Raw genomic sequence first — 17502 nt, forward strand, 5'->3', positions numbered from 1 at the left:
CGGCCTCGACCGAGAGGCGCATCACCGCAGGTCAGGCCGGAAGTCGGCAGCTGAGGCGAGCCGGACTCGCAAAACGGCGGATCGTAGCAACAATCCGGCACCATGTCTCCAGGTGTTTCGTTTCACCCCCTGCAACGGGTACCTGTCCTCGTGCGTCTTTGAGGGAGGATGGGTCGTGCGGGGGACCGAGACTGTGAGGACATCATGCGAGCTGACCAGGACAAGCTGATCCGACGGGGCGTCGACCGCCCCGTGCGGCGGCGCCGCCTGTTCGCGGCGGGGGTGGTCGCCGTCGCGCTGGCCTTCACCTCCGCCTGCACCAGCGGTGGGGGCGGCAAACCGTCGTCGTGGCAGGGCGGCGGCGAGTCGCCCGCCCCGAAGGCCGCGGCGACGATCAGCGAGCCGCAGGCCGACGCCAAGGACGTCCCCGCCTCCACCGGCATCACCTTCACCACGAAGGACGCGGTGGAGACCACCGTCGAGTTGAAGGACTCCGCCGGCAAGGCCGTCGAGGGTCAGCTCGCGGCCGACGGCAAGAGCTGGCTGCCCGCCGGCGCGTTGTCCTACGGCGAGACCTACACCGCCACCGTGACCGCGATCGGTGACGACGGCCGTCCCACCACGACGACCAGCACGTTCACCACGATGGCGAAGCCCGCCAACCAGATCCGCGTGAGCAGCTTCCTCGGCGACGGCCAGACGGTCGGCGTCGGCATGCCGCTGATCGTGAAGTTCAGCCGGGCGATCCCGGAGGACTACCGCGACGACGTGCAGCGGCGGATGACGGTCACCTCGACGCCCGCCCAGGAGGGCATCTGGCACTGGGTGAGCCCGACCGAGGTCCGTTACCGGCCCAAGGAGTTCTGGAAGGCCAACAGCAAGGTCTCCTACCGGGTCCAGGCCGGCGGCCTGCCGATGGGCAACGGCTGGTACGGCCGCGCCGACCTCACCGTGGACATCAAGATCGGCCCGTCCCTGATCATGACGGTCGACAACAAGACCAAGCGGATGACGGTCACGCGCGACGGCTCGGTGATCAAGACCATCCCGGTCAGCCTCGGCAAGAAGAGCACCCCGTCGTCCAGCGGCACGATGGTGGTGATCGAGAAGCTGCGCAAGACGGTCTTCGACACCTTCGAGGAGCTGGGCCCGGAGGACGGCTACCGCACGAAGATCGACTACGCCCAGCGGTTGACCTGGGGCGGCGAGTTCATCCACGCCGCGCCCTGGTCCGAGGGCCAGCAGGGCAGCGTCAACGTGTCGCACGGCTGCGTGAACGTCTCGATGGCCAACGGGGCCTGGCTGTTCAGCAACACCCGCATCGGTGACCCGATCACCGTCAAGGGCACCGAGCGGAAGCTGCAGAACGGCAACGGCTGGACCGACTGGAACATGAGCTGGGACGACTACGTGAAGGGCAGCGCCCTGCCGTACGAGCCGCCGGCCGAGCCGGGCACCGACGCCACCCCGGACCCGGACACCACCCCGAGCACCGGTCCCACCGCCTGACCGCGGCCCACCGCACGACCGTCCGGAGCCCCCGCCACGCGGCGGGGGCTCCGTTCGTCGTACGTGCATCGCACCGCTGACGACCCACGGACCGCTCGGGAAACGCGTCAGGCCCCCTCGGAGAGGGGGCCTGACGATGTGGGGTGACTGATGGGAATTGAACTCGCCTTGACGCCCTGGTCAGAGGGTCGCCACCGTCCCTGACCTGCACGCGTCGGGGGGTAACGGGTATCAACCGGGGTCGCCGGGTAGGGGAATTCCCCTACCAGTCCCCTACAACTCCTCCACCAACTCGTCGTCCAACTCCGCCGTGAGCAACTCCGGGTCGACGTGCTCCAACGCGTCCGCCACCGCCGTCAGGATGCCCGCGTCGACCTGCGGCAACAGGTGCCCATACAGGCCGTCGGTCACCGCGATCGACCCGTGCCCGAGCCGCCGGCTGATGGCCGACAGCGGCACATTCGCCGAGATCAACCACGCGGCCTGGGTGTGCCGCAGGTCGTGGATCCGCAACCCCGCCAGGCCGGCGTCCGCGGTCCACTCCAGCCAGCCCCGCCGGAAGTTCCGCGCCCGCACCGGCTTACCCGACGGCGTCGTGAACACCAGATCCTCCCGGTCCTTCCCCGCCAGCAGCGGCACCAGCGCCTGGGCGACCTTCGGCGTGAACGTCACCGTCCGCCGACCGCGCGCCGTCTTCGGCGTGCCGAAGATCAGCGACCCGTCGGCCATCTCATGCATCGCCCGCACCACCGTCAACTTCCCGCCGAGCACGTCCAACTGCTTGACCTGCAGCCCCACCGCCTCACCCCACCGCAGCCCCGTCGAGACCAGCAGGAGAACCAGGGGCCGCCAGTGCTCCGGCACCGCCGCGTGCAGCCGGCCGGCTTCCGGCTCGGTGAGGAACCGCATCTCCCGAGGGGTAAGCCCCGGCAGCGACGTGTCCGCGCACGGGTTGACGCGGATCTTCCGCGCCCGCACCGCGGCGCCCATCAGGGTGTGGAGCAGCCCGTGGCAGGACCGGACTGTCTTCGCCGACAGCGGCCGGCGCACCCACTTCCCTGGCCGGTCGAGGTCGGGTAGCCCGGTCATCAGCTTGGTGATCCACGCCTGGATGGCGAGGTTGTCGACCTCGTCGAGGGCGAGGTGACCGAGCAACGGCACGATGTGCATCCGCACCCGGGAACCCTCGGACTGGCGGGAGGTCGGCTTCAGGTTGGCCTCATGGCCGGGCCACCACATCTGCACCCACTCGGCAAGAGTGAGCCGACCGGCTCGCGGGTCAATGAAGTCGCCGCGGATCCGGTCGGCCTGCAGGGTGGTCAGTCTCTTCTTGGCTGAGGTCTTGTTCGGCCAACCCTTCTCCAGGGTGACCTTCTTGCCGTCGATGATGTCGCGGATGCGGTACGTCGGGCCGTTCTTCTCCACCCACACGCGGGTCAGCCCCGGCGGAAGAGGTCGATCATCCGGCGGGTTTCCTGCTTGTCGCGTTCGCGGCGCTCCAGGATCAGGGTGATGATCCGTTCCTTCATCTCGTCGGTGAGCTTCGGGTCGGTGCGGACCAGTTCCAGCTCTTCGTCGTCTGGCGTCTGAGGGGTGTCGGGCTCCAGGGGCGCTGGTTCGCCGCCCTCCAGAACCCGCTGGATGCTTCCCGGCGCCCACTGGAGGGCGCGTTCGATGCCGGCGTAGTTGAACTCGGCCGTACGGCGGGTCCCGTTCTCCAGGTAGGCCCACGTATTCCGGTCAATACCAGCCGTTTGGGCCGCAGCCCGGGCACTTAGGCCCAACTCGATTCGTCGTGCGCGGACCAGTGTCGCGAGCTGGTCCTGCCCTCCCCGGTCATCCATGTTCGGCATTGTGCCAGCGGACGGGTGCTGATCATAGCTACCGGTCACCCCGCGCTAGACCGTTCGGACAATGTTGGCCAAGTTCAGCCACCCCCTCTTGCTGACATTGGCTTACTTTGGCTAACATGCTGTGCATGGAAACACCACCACATGCCGGCGTCGAGATCGACGGCCCGAAGCTCCGGGAGCTTCGCAAGCTCCAGGGCGAGTCGGTGGCCTCCTTCGCCTCGGCCTGCGGCATCAGCCGCCAGTACCTGTCGCAGATCGAGCGGGGCGCCCGGCTTCGGGTTTCGCCGCCGGTCTACTTCCGCATCTGCACCAAGCTCCAGCTCACCGGCCCGCGGCAGCGCCGAACTCTGCTGAAGGTTGCGGCATGAGCACCCCGGTGTTCATCGACATGCAGCAGCTCGCCGCCCGCTACGGCGTGTCGTTCGAGTGGGTTCGGGTCCGCGTGAAGGCCCGGGAGATCCCGTTCACCCGCGCCCCGGGTGGCCGGCTCGTCCGATTCTCCCCCGCCGACGTCAAGCAGATCGACGCTCTGTTCCTCCCCAGCCCGCCCTCAACGGGCCGCTGGCGAAGAAGGGGGCGGCGGCGTGATCACCGTCAGCCCGCTGCGGCTCCGCGCGTTCATCGCCCACGTCGACACCACCGGCGGCCCCGACGCCTGCTGGATGTGGCGCGGCCTCGTCGACGACGACGGCTACGGCCTGTTCCGCGGCGTGGGTGCTCACCGCGTGGCCCACGAGCTGCTGAGCCGCGCCATCCCCTCCGGGCTGATCGTCGACCACCGATGCCACAACGCCGACACCGCTTGCCCCGGCGGGATCACCTGCCGGCACCGGCGGTGCGTCAACCCCGCCCACCTCGACGTGGTGACTCGCGGGAGAACGTGCTCCGCAGCCAGCACACGATGCCGCACCAGAACGCGGCGAAGACCCACTGTCCGAGCGGCCACGAGTACTCGGACCGGAACACGTACTCGCGGACCCGCGCCAACGGGATCGCCCGGCGCGAGTGCCGGGAGTGCCGGCGCATCCGCAGCAGGGCCAGCACCAAGCCGGCCGCCTGACCTGTCCGGGCCGCCCGGCCCGAGACGCAGTACAGCGCCCGCATCCCGGCAAGGACATCGCGGAGCGCCGACCGAAAAGGAGTATCGCATGAAGCCCACGACCTACCGGGTGGAGGAGATCCACACCCCGTCCGGCCGCAGGCACCCCGTCATCCAGACCACCGACCGGCAGGAGGCCGACGCGGCGTTCGCCGCCGAGCTGGACCTGCACCGGGCGAACTACACGCAGGACGGCGGTAGCCGCCTCGTGATGCGGACGGTGACCCGGTGAACGACATGATCCTCACCGAGCGGGAACTCATCGCCGCGCCGCCCAGTGGGCGAAGGACAACGGCTGGACCAGCGCCGGATGGCGCGGCTGGCAGAACGCCCGCTACGAAGACGGCGCCACCATCGCCGTCCACCCCAACGAGTCCGGCTTCGAGGTGTGGCGCAAGGACACCGACACCCCCACTTCCGTGGCATGTCCACCGACTACCCGGCCGACAGTGTCCGCCAGGCCGTGGACCTGCTGGTCGCGCTCGGCATCCTGCCGGCCGAGTTCTCCACCGCCTACGCGGCGGGGGTGCGGGAGTACGCGGAGACGCTGAAGGCGTTCGTGCCGAACATCTACCTGAGCCAGGTCGGTGACCCTGCCGCCCCGCTCACCGCCGAGCCCAGCAGCACCACCGTCGTGTACGACCGCGATGGGGCGGCGTGGGCCCGCCACGGAGACGGATGGGTCTGCCTCGACGCCTGCGGCGACGTCTACACGTGGCAGGTGCTGGACGGCCGGTGGGGTCCGATCACCGCCGCGCCGGCTGCCGGTCAGGTGGTGACCCGATGACCGCCACCGACAGCGGCGACCGGCAGCTGCTCGTCGCGATCCGCCGCTGGGCCCGCGACAACGGCTGGCACTGGTTCGAGTGCTGGGGCTGGGTCAACGCCGACAGCATCCAGGCGGCCACCCTCGCCGTCGAGTGGGACCAGGACGCCCGGACCATCACCATCGCGCACGGCGACGACGGCGTGTTCGTCCCCACCCGGTTGTCGGCGGGCAGCGTCGGGCAGGCCGTGCAGCGGCTGGTCGCGCTGGACATCCTGCCCGCCACGTTCGGCGGTGCCCGGTGAGCCCCGCGCAGGTGGCCGCCGAGCGGGTGGTCCTCACGCACCTCGCCGCCGACCTGCCGTTCCTGTCCGACCAGCGGTTGACCGAGCTGGCCGCCGAGCACGCGGTGGAAACCGGCCACTACGCGGCCGAGGCGCGGCGGCTGATCGACGCGGAGCGGGAGTACCGGCAGGCGGTGCGCCGGGACTGGCTGAACGCGATGACGTCGCCCCGGAAGTTCGGGTGGACGCGATGAGCATCGACACCCCGCGGGCTGCATACAGAGCGCCGATCTTCGACGAGCCCGACGCGGACGGCATGGAGTCGTCGGCGGTTCGATGGGACCTCGACTTCGGCTGCAACCTGTCCTTCGGCATCGACCTCGACCACGCGTCGCTCTACGTCTCGCTCAGCGTCTCGGACCGGCCGCTCGCCGATGGCGGGCTCCAGAAGGCCGTGACCCGCGACCAGCTTCGCCAGTACGCGCTGTTCCTGCTGCGCCTGGCTGACGACCAGGAGCGTGAGGCGGCTGCCCGAGCCGAGGGCGGTGCCCGATGAGCCCCTTCGACCTGGGTGACATGCCGCCCTCACCGCCGGCTTCCGCCCGTTCACCGCCGGCCGCAGGACCCGCCGCCCGTCGGCACACCCGCCGGCCCTGGCACCCCCGCACCTACGACCAGCAGCTCGCCGCGATGGACACCGACGAGTTCGTGGCCGAGCTGCGGCGCGGCTGCGCCGAGGTGTTCGAGGTCGTGGCCCGGGCGCGGCAGGCACGAGGGGAGGCGTGATGAACGACGAAACCTGCGCCTGCCACATCGCGTTCGGTCCGGTTTCCGGGACCTGGGACCTCGCCGCCGAACTGATGCGGTGGTTCGGGGCCGACCCTGACCGGCACCCCGAGGCCCACGGGGAGATCGCCGACGCAATCGGCGAGGAGATGCTCGACACCGGATTGGCCATCCTGCGGGAGCGGGGGATCCCCACCCCGGCGGTGACGCCGTGACCGCCGCCCTGATCGTCGCCGCCCTCCTCGCCACCCACGCCATCACCTTCAAAGCCGGCGGCTGGTGGCTGCGCTGGACCGCCTACCGGCACCAGATCGCCGCCACCCGCACTGCCATCACCGACCCCACCCACCGGGCCGCAGCAATCGCCTGGCACCGCCGGCAACTGCCCCGCCTGCACCTGCCCCACCTCACCCGCCGGAGGGCCGCATGAGCACCTACCTGCCGGCAGTCCGCCCCGCCTGCTGCATCTGCGACCCCGCCCGATGCGCCGCCGACGACACCGGCGAGTACTGCAACGACAAGTCGTGCGGATCCTGCCTCCACGGCTGCCCCGCCCCCGCCGGCGAATGCTGCGACGCCAGCGCGGAGGTGACCCGATGACCCCGTGGATCGTCACCCTCCTCGCCCTCGCGTTCGCCCTCGCCTGCGCCTGCTGCTGGCAGTCCGCCGAACACGACCTCGCCGAACAGCGGCAGACCCACGACGAGCAGCTACGCGAAGCCCGCGCCGCCGCCGCCGGCTACCGCGCCGAGGTCATGCGCCTCATGGCCGACCGCGAGCGGGTGCCCGCCGAGTGGCTCGCCGACCTTCATGACCTTCCCACCACGCACGAACGGGAGTACCCGCTGTGACCACCAACGACATCATCATCGACCTGACCTCGATCGTCCTCGACCGGGGCGCCCACGACGACCGCGAAGACGGCCTCTGCGTCATGGAAGCCGTCGCCTACTTCGCCGGCGAAGAGCACACCGACGCCCCGAAGTGCGTGTCCCCCGTCCTCACCACGTTCGGGCAGCGCCTTAACGACGTCCTCCCGCACGACAAGCGGCAGCAGTTGGTGCCGCTGATCCCGCAGTTGCCGGGAACCCGCGGTGACGGGCTGGACGAGCAGCGCGGATACCTGGCGTTGGACTGGCTGGTCCGCACGTACACCCCGGCGTGGCTGGACTTGGCGGGACTGACGGCAGAGGCGCAGGCGCTGCGGGACTTGCGGCGGATTGTGGATCTGGCGGCGGCTGAGGCTGCGGGGCCGGTGGTGAAGGCTGGTGCGGCGAAGGCGCGTGCCGCCTGGGACGCCGCCTGGGACGCCGCCGGGGACGCCGCCAGGGACGCCGCCAGGGACGCCGCCGGGGCCGCCGCCTGGGCCGCCGCCGGGGCCGCCGCCTGGGCCGCCGCCTGGGACGCCGCCGGGGACGCCGCCTGGGACGCCGCCGGGGCCGCCGCCAGGGACGCCGCCGGGGACGCCGCCAGGGCCGCCGCCTGGGACGCCGCCAGGGCCGCCCTCAAGCCCACCGTCGACCAGCTCCAGGACTCCGCGATCGCCCTGTTCGGCTCGATGATCCGGCCGGAGGTGGCCCGATGACCACCAACGACATCGACGCCATCCGCGCGCAGGCCCTCACCGACGAGCCCGGCAACAACGCCTTCGTTGTCTGGTACGACCCGAACCGCGAGCCCTACGCCGTCTACTTCCGCAGCGACGCCAACGCCTGGGGCGACCAGCGGTGGTTCAACGCCGACCAGCACCACAGCGGCGGCACCGAGCCCGGCGAGTGGCACGAGTTGTGCGACGAGCTGTACGGCAACGACGGCCCGCACCTGCTGGTGCCCGGCCACGAGGTCGAGAAGCTCCGCGCCGAGCGGGACCAGGGGGTAGCCGCGATGCGTGAAGAACTGAACCGGATGTACGCCGCCGACATGGCCAAGCTCCGCGCCGCCCTCACCGAGTCCCGCACGCAGGCCGCCACCCTCGCCACCGAGGTGGGCCGGCTGACCGCCGACAACGCCCGACTGGTCGCGGAGCGCGACGCCGCAGTCGTCCGAATCGGCCAGCTCAAGGCTGCACAGGAGCAGACGCGGGGATTCAACGGACGAAGCCCCGCCCCTGGCCAGACCGCACGCTGCGGCGTGGACGGATGCGAAGGCAAGCGGGTTGCTCGGGGCTACTGCGCTAAGCACTACACCCGCTTCAGGAGGACCGGAGACCCCCTCGGAGTCCTACCCGGAAGCCACGAGGCGCGCGGGCCGGCTGCCTGCGGATCGCGTGAAGGGGAGAAGCGCCACCGCAGAAACGGCGAGAAGCCGTGCGACCCCTGCCGCGATGCAGCCGCCGTCGCTCTTCGTGAATGGCGGCGTCGCAAGCGGGCGGAGGTGGCCCGGTGATCGCCAACCTCATCGACCGCATCCTCGGCCGCACCGACACCCACCCCGGCGCCGACAACGACTGGGCCGACCTCCTCGCCGGCCTCACCGAAGACACCCGCCGACCCGGCCGCCACCGCACCAACGACGACACCACCCAGGTACTCCGCCGGCCCATCGCCGCCATCACCGCCACCGCGGAATACGAGGTCGACCTCCTCGGGCCCTGGCAGCCCTGGCAGCACGAACTGGAGCCCGCCCACATCTGGCGGCAGATGACCGAGGTGCCCCGATGAGCGCCCTGACCCTCCGGCCCGCCGCCACACCGCTCGACCTCAACTGGCGACTCCAAGGCCAGTGCCTCGGCGAGGACCCCAACCACATGCACCCCGACCCGTCCGACAAGGCCGGCGAGCAGTACGCCAAGGCCGTCTGCCGCGGCTGCCCCGTCGCCCAACAGTGCCTCCGCGAGTCCTTCGACCTGCGGGACTGGCACGGCGTCCGCGCCGGCCTCACCGGCACCGAACGCCGCAACCTCGCCGGCAAACGCGAACCCCGCTGGTGCGTCCGCTGCAACGACGTGTTCGTGCCCCGCCTCGACAACCAGGTCCGCTGCCGGCCCTGCGCCTCCTTCGTCGACGGCAACCGCGTCCGGGAAACGAGGAAGCGATGACCACCACCACGGTGCTCGAGGTGACCGAACCCGGCATCCACCCGGACATGCCCGAAGACGTCTACCACCGCGACCCCGTCCCCGGTGGCAGCCTGTCGTCATCCGGCGCCCGGAAGCTGCTCGAGACCTGCCCCGCCCGGTTCGACTACGAGCGCCGCAACCCGCCGCCCAGCCGCGACGAGTTCGACCTCGGCAAGGCCTTCCACACCAAGGTGCTCGGCACCGGCGCGGAGACCGTCGTGTGCGACTTCCGCGACTGGAAGACCAAGCCCGCGCAGGAGGCGAAGAAGGCCGCATACGCGGCCGGCAAGGTGCCGCTGCTCGCCCACCAGGCCGCCGACGTCGACGCCATGACCGACGCCGTCCGCTCCCACCCGATCGCTGGGGCGCTCCTGTCCAAGGGCGACGTCGAGCAGTCGCTGTTCTGGACCGACGACCGCACCGGCATCTGGCGCCGCGCCCGCCTCGACCTGCTCCGCACCGACGCGATCGTCGACCTCAAGTCGTGCGAGTCCGCCGACGGCGAGCACGTCGCGAAGGCCATCGCCCGATACGGCTACCACGCGCAGGCCGACTTCTACCTCGAGGGAGCCCGCGCGCTCGGGCTCGGCGAGCTGCCGTTCCTGTTCGTGTTCGTCGAGAAGCGCCCGCCGCACCTGATCCACGTCGTGCAGCTCGGGCCCGACGAGCTGGCGGCTGGCCGGCACCTCAACAACCGGGCGATCGACCGGTTCGCCGAGTGCCAGCGCACCGGCGTGTGGCCTGGCTACGCCGACGACATCACCACCATCTCCCTTCCGCCGTACGCGCTTCGCAACCTGGAGTACTGATGAGCGACATCGCCGTCCGCAACGACCAGCACCTCGCCGTCCCCACCGGCACCGAACCCGCCACCGCCCAGCTCGTCCAGTGGGCCCAGGCCGCGCACGCCGCGCACAGCCTCGCCGAGGGCATCTGCAACACCGCCGTCGCCCCGCAGGCCTACCGGGGCAAGCCGGCCGAGGCCGCCGCCGCGATCCTCGCCGGCGCCGAGGTGGGGTTGTCGCCGATCGCCTCCCTGCGGGCGTTCGACAACATCCAGGGCACACCCGCCCCGAAGGCCATCACCCTCCGGGCGATCGCTCAGGGACTTGGCCACGACGTCCGCATCGACGAGTCGACCGCCGAGCGTGCCGTGGTGTCCGGGCGCCGCAAGGGTGACACCGAGTGGCAGACGTCCACCTGGGACCTCGACCGCGCCGCCAAGCTGGGCCTGCTCGGCAAGACCCAGTGGAAGCAGCAGCCCGCCGCGATGCTCGTCGCCCGGGCCACCGCCGAGGTGTGCCGATGGATCGCCTCCGACGCGATCATGGGAATGCCGTACACCGTCGAGGAGATCCGCGACCAGGGCGCCGTCGTCGAATCCCGGCCGGCGCCGCGGCTCGTGTCCGCTGCCGACTTCATCGAGACGCCCGCCGAGGTACCGCTCGCCGTCGCGGCCACCGACGACGCCATCGCCGCCGGCGCGAGCGCGCCGTGGGAGCCCGGCGAGCGCGAGGAGCTGCTCGCCATCTCTGAGGTGCTCGACGAGATCAGGGCCGCCGACACCCAGGCCCGCCTCGACGAGATCAAGGCCGTCTGCCGCGAGCAGGGAATCCGCGACCAGCAGGTGCTCGACGCGTGGGCCGCCCGCTCCGCCGAACTCGTCGCGGAGGCATGAGTCATGACCACCGCCACCATCGACCGGCCCGCGCCACACGCGCAGGTGCTGCGCCGCGGCCAGTGCCTCGGCAAGCGCAACCCCGACTGCACCGCCAACATCCACGGCACGTCATCCGCCTACAAGGCCGGATGCCGCTGCCCCCACGCCCGCAACGCGAACCGCATCTACGAGAAGCGCCGCCGCGAAGGCCGCAACACACCGCGGCTGATCGACGCCACCGGAACCCACCGCCGGATCCAAGCCCTATGGGCGCTCGGCCACACCTCCACCACCATCGGCGAAGCCGCCGGCCTGTCCGAACACCACGTCCAGCGGATCGTCTACGCCCGAGAGTTTGTCACCTACAACACCTGGCAGCTGATCGACGGCGCGTTCCGCACCCTGTCGACCGTTCCAGGCACGTCCGACCGGACCCGGTCGCGCGCCCGGAAGGCGGGCTACGCGCCGCCGCTGGCCTGGGACGACATCGACGACCCGGACGAGCAGCCGAAGGTCGATGCCGAGCCCACCGACGACGGCTACGACGAGACCACCGTCGCCCAGGCGTGCGAAGGCCGGCTCACCTACGAGCAGCTCGCCGCCCACCGGCCCGACCTCATCGAAACCGTCCGCCGCCTCGCCCGCACCCTCCACGACGTCGAGATCGGCCACCTCCTGCGCTGGCCCGGCTGCGCCGACACGCGCACCGGACCCGGCCACCGACGCGCCACCAAAGCCGGCTGCGCCATCGAGAAACTCCGCCGCGACAACGGCATCCCCGGCAAACCCCGCTGGGAGTCCCAAACCCCGCAAACCCGCAAGGCCGCCTGATGACGGCCCGCCCTGACACCGGAACCGGCCGGGACACCCGCGCTCACGTCGCGGCAGGGCGCCACACCACCACCGCAACCACCACCAGGGGGGACCTGATGACCATCACCACCGACGACCGGGACCTCCGGACCACACCACCCCACGACCTCGCCGCCGAACGCATCACCCTCGGCGCGATGATGCTCTCCCGCGACGCCATCGCCGACGTCATCGAGCTCGTCGACACCGCCGACTACTACCGGCCCGCACACGGCACCATCCACCGCGCCATCACCGACCTGTACGTCAAAGGCGAACCCACCGACGCCGCCGCCGTCGCCGCCAAACTCCTGGCCACCGGCGACCTCCAACGCATCGGCGCCGCCCCCTACCTGTTCGAATGCGTCGAAGCCGTGCCCGTCGCCGCCAGCGCCGGCTGGTACGCCCAACGGATCCGCTCCCACGCCGGCCGCCGCCGCCTCGCCGAAGTCGGCAACAAGATGATCCGCCTCGCCCTCGACCCCGGCATCGAATACACCGAAGCCGTCGACCAGGCCGGGCAGGACTTCTACGACGCCACCACCCGCCACGACTCCGGCGAGCTCAGCCCCCTGTCCGCGCTCATCGGCCCCACCCTGGAAGCGATCTCCGCCGCCGCCGCGAACCCCGACGCCGTCATCGGACTGCCCACCGGCCTGTCCGACCTCGACCGGCTCACCGGCGGCCTCCGCCCCGGACAGTTGGTCGTCGTCGCCGGACGGCCCGGCATGGGCAAGAGCGTCTTCGGCGTCGACGTCGCCCGCAACATCGCCATCCGCGCCGGCAAGCCCGTCGCGTTCTTCGCCCTGGAGATGGGGGAGGACGAGCTCATCCAGCGGATCCTGTCCGCCGAAACCCGCATCCCGCTGCACGCCCTGCGCGACGCCAAGCACCTCAGCGAGCTCGACTGGCGGCGCCTCGCCGAAGCGGAGCTGGAGCTCGCCGACGCGCCCCTACACATCGACCCGACCCCGTCGGTGACCATGACCGAGATCCGCGCCCGAGCTCGGCGGCTCGCCCAGCGCAAGAGCCTCGCGCTGATCGTCGTGGACTACCTCCAGCTGATGACGCCGGCCCGCAAGTCGGAGAGCCGGCAGCAGGAGGTCGCGGAGATCAGCCGCGGGATGAAGCTGCTCGCCAAGGAACTGTCGGTGCCGGTCATCGCGGTCGCCCAGCTCAACCGGGGCCCGGAGCAGCGCACCGACAAGCGGCCGATGCTGTCGGACCTGCGCGAGTCGGGAGCTTTGGAGCAGGACGCCGACCTGGTCATCTTCGTGCACCGGGACGACTACTACGACAAGGAGTCGCCGCGGGGCGGCGAGGTGGACCTGATCGTCGCGAAGAACCGGTCGGGTCCGCAGGACACCATCACCGCCGCCGCGCAGCTGCACCTGTCGCGCTTCGTTGACGTGGCCATCGCATGAAGCGATGGGAGTTTGAGCGGGCTGTGCTGGCGTCGGACCTTCCGGCGCCGGCCCGGCTGATCCTGCTCACTCTCTCCGTCGTCGCGAACTGGCCGGGCGGGTATGTGCCGGCCGAGTACGGGCCGTCGCTGACGGGGCTGGCTGACCGGACGGGGCTTTCGCGCCGGGCGGTCGCCGGGCACCTCAACGAGTGCGAGAAGACGCCGGAGCGGGATGGCTGGGTGGTGCGGTCGCGGCCGACGAAGGAGAACGCGCGGTCGAAGAAGGAGCGGACGCACTACCAACTGTCGATCCCCGCTAGTGCACGTGCTGCACTAGCCGCCGTCCGGAATGCCGGGTCTGCTAGTGCACGTCGTGCACCAGCTAGTGCAGGAGATGCACTAGCGCTAGTGCAGGAGGTGCACCGGGCTAGTGCACCAGGTGCACACAACCAAGTCATTACCAAGCCTTCTTCCTCATCCTCTGCCGCACCGGTCGCCCGCATCGCCGCCGCACTGGGTGAAGAAGAAGAGGAAGCCCGCCGGATCTACGACCGGGTGATCTCCGAACGGAAGCCCAAGGCCCCCGGCCGATACATCGACGCCCTCATCGCCTCAGGCGACATCACCCAATTCCGCGGACCCGCCGCCAAGCCAGCCGCACCCACCACCGGCCACACCTACCGGGACAGCGGCCGGGGCTACTGCGAAACCTGCTACCAGCCCGAAAGCCACCCCCGCCACGGAGGCCCCAAGTGAAAGACCTCGAACCCGAAACCTACGAGCGGATCGCCGAAGAAGGCCGCCGCATCGCCGCCGCCAACCGGGCCCACGACCTCGCCTGCATCGCCGCCGCACCCGACCCCGTCCTCACCCACTGGCACCAGGTCGCCGACTCCGTCGACGAGGGCACGTGGCAGCGAATCGTCGACGAGCTCCCGCCGCACATGCGGGCCGAGTACGTGGCGTACCGGCCGCCGGCGCCGCTACCGGAGGTCGCCGCCCGCCAGCAGCTCGCCCTCAACCGCCTCACCCGCGCCCACCGACAGGAGCCCAAGCCGTGACCCAGCCGACACCGCCGAAAGTCATCGGCCTTGACCTGTCACTCACCTGCACCGGCGTCGCCGGCAACGGCTGGACCGACACCATCAAGCCGCCCACCAAGCTCCGCGGCCACGAGCGCCTCCAGTGGATCGAAGACCGCATCGGCGACTTCGCCTACCGAGCCGACCTCATCGCCGTCGAAGGCCCCGCCTACGGAACCCAACGCGCCGGCATCCAACGCGGCCACCACGAACGCGCCGGCCTCTGGTGGATCACTACCCAGCGGCTGTGGGTCAACAAGATCCCGTTCGCCGTTGTCGACCCCACCTCGGTGAAGCGGTACGCCACCGGCAAGGGCAACGCCGACAAGGCGGCCATCATGCTCGCCGTCGCCCGCCGCTTCCCCTGGTTCGACGGCGGCGAAGACGAAGCCGACGCCCTCATCCTCGCCGCGATGGCCGCCGACCACCTCGGCCACCCCCTCGCCGACATGCCCGCCACCCACCGCAAAGCCCTCGACGCCGTCCAGTGGCCCGACCTGCTCCGCGCCGCCGGCTACGGCGAACCCCAGCGCGACCCCAACGCCTGCGACACCCCCGGGCATCCGGCCCGCCCGTCCGGCTGGTGCCCCATCTGCCACGGCGAACCAGACGAGAAGACCGCCGCCCTCGCCGCACTGGGCCGCGGTACCGACGACACCCGAAAGGACGCCGCCTGATGAACCTCGACCTGTACGCGGGCGCCGGCGGCTGGGACGAAGGAGCCCGCCGGATCGGACTGCGCAACATCATCGGCATCGACAACTGGTGGGACGCCTGCGCCACCGCCAAGGCAGCCGGACACCTCCGCATCCAGGCCGACGTCTCCACCTACCCGACCGCGCCGTTCGCCGGACAGGTACGAGGCAAGATCGGCTCCCCACCGTGCGGGCCGTTCAGCCGCGCCGGCAAGCAGCTCGGCCTACTCGACCAGGCCCGCGTCCACGCCCTCGTCAACCGCATGGCCGCAGGAGACGACCACTGGCAGGACATGCCCTGGGAGGACGACCGAAGCCACCACGCCGCCCAGCCCGTCCGCTGGGTCCGCGACCTCCGCCCCGAATGGGTCGCCCTGGAGCAGGTGCCCGAGGTGCTGCCCCTGTGGCGCCACATCTCCGACGTCTACCGCGGCTGGGGCTACTCGGTGTGGACCGGCATCCTCAACTCCGCCGACTACGGCGTGCCGCAGACCCGCGAGCGGGCCATCCTCATCGCCTCCCGCGTCCGCCCCGTCCACCAGCCCGAGACCACCCACGAAGAGAACCCGCCCGCCGACGCCCTGTTCGGCGTGCGCCAGCCCTGGGTGACCTTCGGCGAAGCACTCGGTTGGGTCGGCGTGAATCGACCCGCCCGCACCATCACCGGCAACCGCGCCCCCCGCTGGGCGTATGACCAGGCGAACAGCTACGGCACCGGCTGGACCCTCACCCACGGCCCGCAGGCCAACGCCGCCGTCCGTACCGCCGACCAGCCCGCCGCCACCATCGTCTGCTCCCGGCCCGGCAACCTGCGCTGGACGGCCCCCGATGGCCGCCGGCAGGTCGGCTACCGGGAGGCCGCCATCCTCCAGGGCTTCCCCGCGGACTACCCGTGGCACGGCAACAAGACGTCCCGGTTCCACCAGATCAGCAACGCGGTTCCGCCGGGGCTGGCCGCCGCGGTTCTCTCCGTCGCCGCCGGGGTGCCGGCCGCGCGCCTGGAGACGGCCGCGTGATGGCTGTCGTGTCCCTGCCGCCCACCCCGCACACCCACCGAACCAACCAGGAGGACACCGTGACCGACCAGTTCGCCGACGACTTCGCGCCGCACCTCGCCGAGCAGCTCCGCGACCCCGACGTGCGCGCCGCGTACGAGGCCGAGCAGACCAGCCAGGAGAGCACCGTGACCGACACCAACCCGCTCAACACCGCCGACCGCCTCGCCCCCGCACCCGAAACCCGCGACGACGCCACCAAGCACGCCTGGGTGCGCCACTACGCCGCACAGGCACTCGCGGCCCTGGCCGTCCTGAACCGCGAATACAGCAACCTGCCGCCCAACCCGGAGCCCGGCTCCCGCCCCGACATCGGCTACCTCAGCCTGCTCGCCCAGTCGTCCATGGCCGCCGCGGTGGCGTTCCTCGGCCCCATCGACGCGCCGACCCTTCTGTGGGATCTGACGCCGGAGGCGGGCGCGCTGAACGGCGAGTGGGAGGAGTGGCTGGTGGAGGTGCTGGTGCGCTACGGCGTGAACCCGGGGTACATCGACCCGGCGTATGACCCGGACGACTTCACCGAGGCGCTTGCGGCCCATGCCGCAAGCAATCAGCCGTACGTGTGCCCCGACTGCGGGGAGACCGCCTACCTGCACTTCCCGGAGTGCGCCGGGGCCCGGTCGTGAGTGTCCGGGAGGGCGGCGAGGCCGAGTGCGGGAAGCGCGTCGGCCCCGTCTGGAAAGCCGACGGTGAGGTGTGCGTCTGCATCGAGGCGGCCGGTCACGTCGAGCGTAAGGACGGGCAGTTCGGGGCTGATCACGTCTGCTCGTGCGGGGCGTGGTTCGTGGACGAGGTGGCTCGTGACTGATCACCGGGAGGGCGGCGAGATGAGCGACAAGCCGTACACCGACACCGACGTCGAGACGGTGGCCGACGTGATCGCCGATGCGCGGATGCGGGGGATGGCGACCGGTGGCTACTCGATGGCCCGCGCCGTGCTGGACGCTCTCGCCGCCGCCGGCCGGCTCCTGCCCGAGGGGACGGCGACGGTCGAGCAGTTCGCCGCGCAGTACCTCATCGACGGCGAGCCCGCCGCCCCCTACCAGATACCAACCACCCGCCAGGGCGCGGAGTCGATGGTGAGGGCGCACGACCGGGAAGCCGCGCTCACCCCGGGCTGGCGCGGTACGGCCAAGGTGGTGCGCCGCCACCAGCACACGACGCCGTGGGTCGAGGCTCCCGACCCCGCCAGCCCTACGGGATAACTCCCACAAAACCGGTAGATCGACAAGGAGCATCGTGACCACCACCTACGCCCCACGGAAGTGCCGGTACTGCCTCAAGATGCGCGAGGCCGGCTCCTTCGTCAGCACCGGGCCCGGCGCGCGAATCAGACACCCAGAGCGCCGGATCTATCTCAATAGCTACGGCACCGCAGGTCAGACCACATGAGAGGAC

30 protein-coding genes are annotated in these 17502 nt (G+C 71.1%); 27 read left to right on the forward strand and 3 right to left on the reverse strand.

The features are described 5' to 3' along the window. The first annotated feature begins 204 nt into the window (after nucleotides 1-204). Nucleotides 205-1509, forward strand: a complete 1305-nt coding sequence (locus GA0070620_RS15110; protein WP_091591360.1) for a L,D-transpeptidase — start codon at nucleotides 205-207, stop codon at nucleotides 1507-1509. A 273-nt stretch (nucleotides 1510-1782) separates the two neighbouring features. On the opposite strand, the gene GA0070620_RS15115 is transcribed toward GA0070620_RS15110, so the two are convergent. Further along, nucleotides 1783-2934 (reverse strand): site-specific integrase, encoded by a 1152-nt coding sequence (locus tag GA0070620_RS15115; RefSeq protein WP_157741616.1) that lies wholly within the window; start codon nucleotides 2932-2934, stop codon nucleotides 1783-1785. A gap of 11 nt (nucleotides 2935-2945) precedes the next feature. Next, the gene (locus GA0070620_RS15120; RefSeq protein WP_157741617.1) at nucleotides 2946-3353 is read right to left on the reverse strand and encodes a helix-turn-helix domain-containing protein; all 408 of its coding nucleotides are present in this window, start codon (nucleotides 3351-3353) and stop codon (nucleotides 2946-2948) included. Between the two features lie 134 nt (nucleotides 3354-3487). Here GA0070620_RS15120 and GA0070620_RS15125 point away from each other — a divergent pair, with 134 nt between their 5' ends. Then, entirely contained in the window at nucleotides 3488-3730 is a 243-nt protein-coding gene (locus GA0070620_RS15125) for a helix-turn-helix domain-containing protein (protein ID WP_197677598.1), read from the forward strand. A 472-nt stretch (nucleotides 3731-4202) separates the two neighbouring features. Here the strand turns inward: GA0070620_RS15125 and GA0070620_RS32685 are convergent, their stop codons facing one another. Further along, entirely contained in the window at nucleotides 4203-4466 is a 264-nt protein-coding gene (locus GA0070620_RS32685; protein WP_157741618.1) for a hypothetical protein, read from the reverse strand. 44 nt (nucleotides 4467-4510) lie between these two features. On the opposite strand from GA0070620_RS32685, the gene GA0070620_RS15135 reads away from it, so the two are divergent. From GA0070620_RS15135 to GA0070620_RS32705, 25 genes are all read left to right on the forward strand, one after another. After that, on the forward strand, nucleotides 4511-4693 hold the full coding sequence (locus GA0070620_RS15135; RefSeq protein ID WP_091591370.1) for a hypothetical protein: 183 nt from the start codon (nucleotides 4511-4513) through the stop codon (nucleotides 4691-4693). A 192-nt stretch (nucleotides 4694-4885) separates the two neighbouring features. Next, nucleotides 4886-5248 (forward strand): hypothetical protein, encoded by a 363-nt coding sequence (locus GA0070620_RS15140; RefSeq protein ID WP_091591371.1) that lies wholly within the window; start codon nucleotides 4886-4888, stop codon nucleotides 5246-5248. Next, the gene (locus tag GA0070620_RS15145; protein ID WP_091591374.1) at nucleotides 5245-5532 is read left to right on the forward strand and encodes a hypothetical protein; all 288 of its coding nucleotides are present in this window, start codon (nucleotides 5245-5247) and stop codon (nucleotides 5530-5532) included. Before GA0070620_RS15140 ends, GA0070620_RS15145 begins: the two co-directional genes overlap by 4 nt. Further along, nucleotides 5529-5765 carry a hypothetical protein gene (locus tag GA0070620_RS15150; protein ID WP_091591376.1) on the forward strand — a complete coding sequence of 79 codons (237 nt, stop codon included), beginning with the start codon at nucleotides 5529-5531 and terminating at the stop codon, nucleotides 5763-5765. The genes GA0070620_RS15145 and GA0070620_RS15150 overlap by 4 nt, the downstream gene beginning before the upstream one ends. Further along, on the forward strand, nucleotides 5762-6067 hold the full coding sequence (locus GA0070620_RS15155) for a hypothetical protein (RefSeq protein ID WP_091591379.1): 306 nt from the start codon (nucleotides 5762-5764) through the stop codon (nucleotides 6065-6067). The genes GA0070620_RS15150 and GA0070620_RS15155 overlap by 4 nt, the downstream gene beginning before the upstream one ends. Then, nucleotides 6064-6297, forward strand: coding sequence for a hypothetical protein (locus tag GA0070620_RS15160; RefSeq protein WP_091591380.1), 234 nt, complete (start codon nucleotides 6064-6066; stop codon nucleotides 6295-6297). Before GA0070620_RS15155 ends, GA0070620_RS15160 begins: the two co-directional genes overlap by 4 nt. After that, a complete protein-coding gene (locus GA0070620_RS15165; RefSeq protein ID WP_091591382.1) occupies nucleotides 6297-6512 on the forward strand; it encodes a hypothetical protein in 216 nt (71 codons plus the stop codon). Before GA0070620_RS15160 ends, GA0070620_RS15165 begins: the two co-directional genes overlap by 1 nt. Next, nucleotides 6509-6727: a hypothetical protein gene (locus GA0070620_RS15170; RefSeq protein ID WP_091591385.1), complete on the forward strand. Its 219-nt coding sequence runs from the start codon at nucleotides 6509-6511 to the stop codon at nucleotides 6725-6727. Before GA0070620_RS15165 ends, GA0070620_RS15170 begins: the two co-directional genes overlap by 4 nt. Beyond that, complete coding sequence (locus GA0070620_RS32690) at nucleotides 6724-6897, forward strand: hypothetical protein (protein WP_157741619.1); 174 nt, start codon at nucleotides 6724-6726, stop codon at nucleotides 6895-6897. The genes GA0070620_RS15170 and GA0070620_RS32690 overlap by 4 nt, the downstream gene beginning before the upstream one ends. Next, nucleotides 6894-7148 carry a hypothetical protein gene (locus GA0070620_RS15175; RefSeq protein WP_091591387.1) on the forward strand — a complete coding sequence of 85 codons (255 nt, stop codon included), beginning with the start codon at nucleotides 6894-6896 and terminating at the stop codon, nucleotides 7146-7148. Before GA0070620_RS32690 ends, GA0070620_RS15175 begins: the two co-directional genes overlap by 4 nt. Then, complete coding sequence (locus tag GA0070620_RS34040; RefSeq protein WP_157741620.1) at nucleotides 7145-7882, forward strand: hypothetical protein; 738 nt, start codon at nucleotides 7145-7147, stop codon at nucleotides 7880-7882. The genes GA0070620_RS15175 and GA0070620_RS34040 overlap by 4 nt, the downstream gene beginning before the upstream one ends. Beyond that, entirely contained in the window at nucleotides 7879-8682 is an 804-nt protein-coding gene (locus GA0070620_RS15185) for a hypothetical protein (RefSeq protein ID WP_091591390.1), read from the forward strand. The genes GA0070620_RS34040 and GA0070620_RS15185 overlap by 4 nt, the downstream gene beginning before the upstream one ends. Beyond that, nucleotides 8679-8957, forward strand: coding sequence for a hypothetical protein (locus GA0070620_RS15190; protein WP_091591392.1), 279 nt, complete (start codon nucleotides 8679-8681; stop codon nucleotides 8955-8957). The genes GA0070620_RS15185 and GA0070620_RS15190 overlap by 4 nt, the downstream gene beginning before the upstream one ends. Then, entirely contained in the window at nucleotides 8954-9334 is a 381-nt protein-coding gene (locus tag GA0070620_RS15195; protein ID WP_091591394.1) for a WhiB family transcriptional regulator, read from the forward strand. The genes GA0070620_RS15190 and GA0070620_RS15195 overlap by 4 nt, the downstream gene beginning before the upstream one ends. Beyond that, nucleotides 9331-10164, forward strand: a complete 834-nt coding sequence (locus GA0070620_RS15200) for a PD-(D/E)XK nuclease-like domain-containing protein (RefSeq protein ID WP_091591396.1) — start codon at nucleotides 9331-9333, stop codon at nucleotides 10162-10164. Before GA0070620_RS15195 ends, GA0070620_RS15200 begins: the two co-directional genes overlap by 4 nt. Continuing rightward, nucleotides 10164-11033, forward strand: a complete 870-nt coding sequence (locus tag GA0070620_RS15205; RefSeq protein WP_091591398.1) for a hypothetical protein — start codon at nucleotides 10164-10166, stop codon at nucleotides 11031-11033. Before GA0070620_RS15200 ends, GA0070620_RS15205 begins: the two co-directional genes overlap by 1 nt. Before the next feature lie 3 nt (nucleotides 11034-11036). Next, complete coding sequence (locus GA0070620_RS15210; RefSeq protein WP_091591400.1) at nucleotides 11037-11846, forward strand: hypothetical protein; 810 nt, start codon at nucleotides 11037-11039, stop codon at nucleotides 11844-11846. Nucleotides 11847-11944: 98 nt separating this feature from the next. Beyond that, complete coding sequence (gene dnaB, locus GA0070620_RS15215; protein ID WP_091598802.1) at nucleotides 11945-13291, forward strand: replicative DNA helicase; 1347 nt, start codon at nucleotides 11945-11947, stop codon at nucleotides 13289-13291. Continuing rightward, entirely contained in the window at nucleotides 13288-14028 is a 741-nt protein-coding gene (locus tag GA0070620_RS32700) for a hypothetical protein (RefSeq protein ID WP_157741621.1), read from the forward strand. Before dnaB ends, GA0070620_RS32700 begins: the two co-directional genes overlap by 4 nt. Next, on the forward strand, nucleotides 14025-14333 hold the full coding sequence (locus GA0070620_RS15220; RefSeq protein WP_091591402.1) for a hypothetical protein: 309 nt from the start codon (nucleotides 14025-14027) through the stop codon (nucleotides 14331-14333). Before GA0070620_RS32700 ends, GA0070620_RS15220 begins: the two co-directional genes overlap by 4 nt. Beyond that, nucleotides 14330-15031: a RuvC family protein gene (locus GA0070620_RS15225; RefSeq protein ID WP_197677599.1), complete on the forward strand. Its 702-nt coding sequence runs from the start codon at nucleotides 14330-14332 to the stop codon at nucleotides 15029-15031. Before GA0070620_RS15220 ends, GA0070620_RS15225 begins: the two co-directional genes overlap by 4 nt. Continuing rightward, on the forward strand, nucleotides 15031-16065 hold the full coding sequence (locus GA0070620_RS15230; RefSeq protein WP_091591405.1) for a DNA cytosine methyltransferase: 1035 nt from the start codon (nucleotides 15031-15033) through the stop codon (nucleotides 16063-16065). Before GA0070620_RS15225 ends, GA0070620_RS15230 begins: the two co-directional genes overlap by 1 nt. Further along, nucleotides 16065-16730 (forward strand): hypothetical protein, encoded by a 666-nt coding sequence (locus tag GA0070620_RS15235; RefSeq protein ID WP_091591407.1) that lies wholly within the window; start codon nucleotides 16065-16067, stop codon nucleotides 16728-16730. Before GA0070620_RS15230 ends, GA0070620_RS15235 begins: the two co-directional genes overlap by 1 nt. Nucleotides 16731-16904: 174 nt before the next feature. Further along, nucleotides 16905-17309 (forward strand): hypothetical protein, encoded by a 405-nt coding sequence (locus tag GA0070620_RS15245; RefSeq protein ID WP_091591411.1) that lies wholly within the window; start codon nucleotides 16905-16907, stop codon nucleotides 17307-17309. Between the two features lie 34 nt (nucleotides 17310-17343). Further along, nucleotides 17344-17496, forward strand: a complete 153-nt coding sequence (locus tag GA0070620_RS32705) for a hypothetical protein (protein WP_157741622.1) — start codon at nucleotides 17344-17346, stop codon at nucleotides 17494-17496. Nucleotides 17497-17502: the final 6 nt, after the last annotated feature.

This window comes from Micromonospora krabiensis (assembly GCF_900091425.1).
Lineage (GTDB): Bacteria > Actinomycetota > Actinomycetes > Mycobacteriales > Micromonosporaceae > Micromonospora > Micromonospora krabiensis.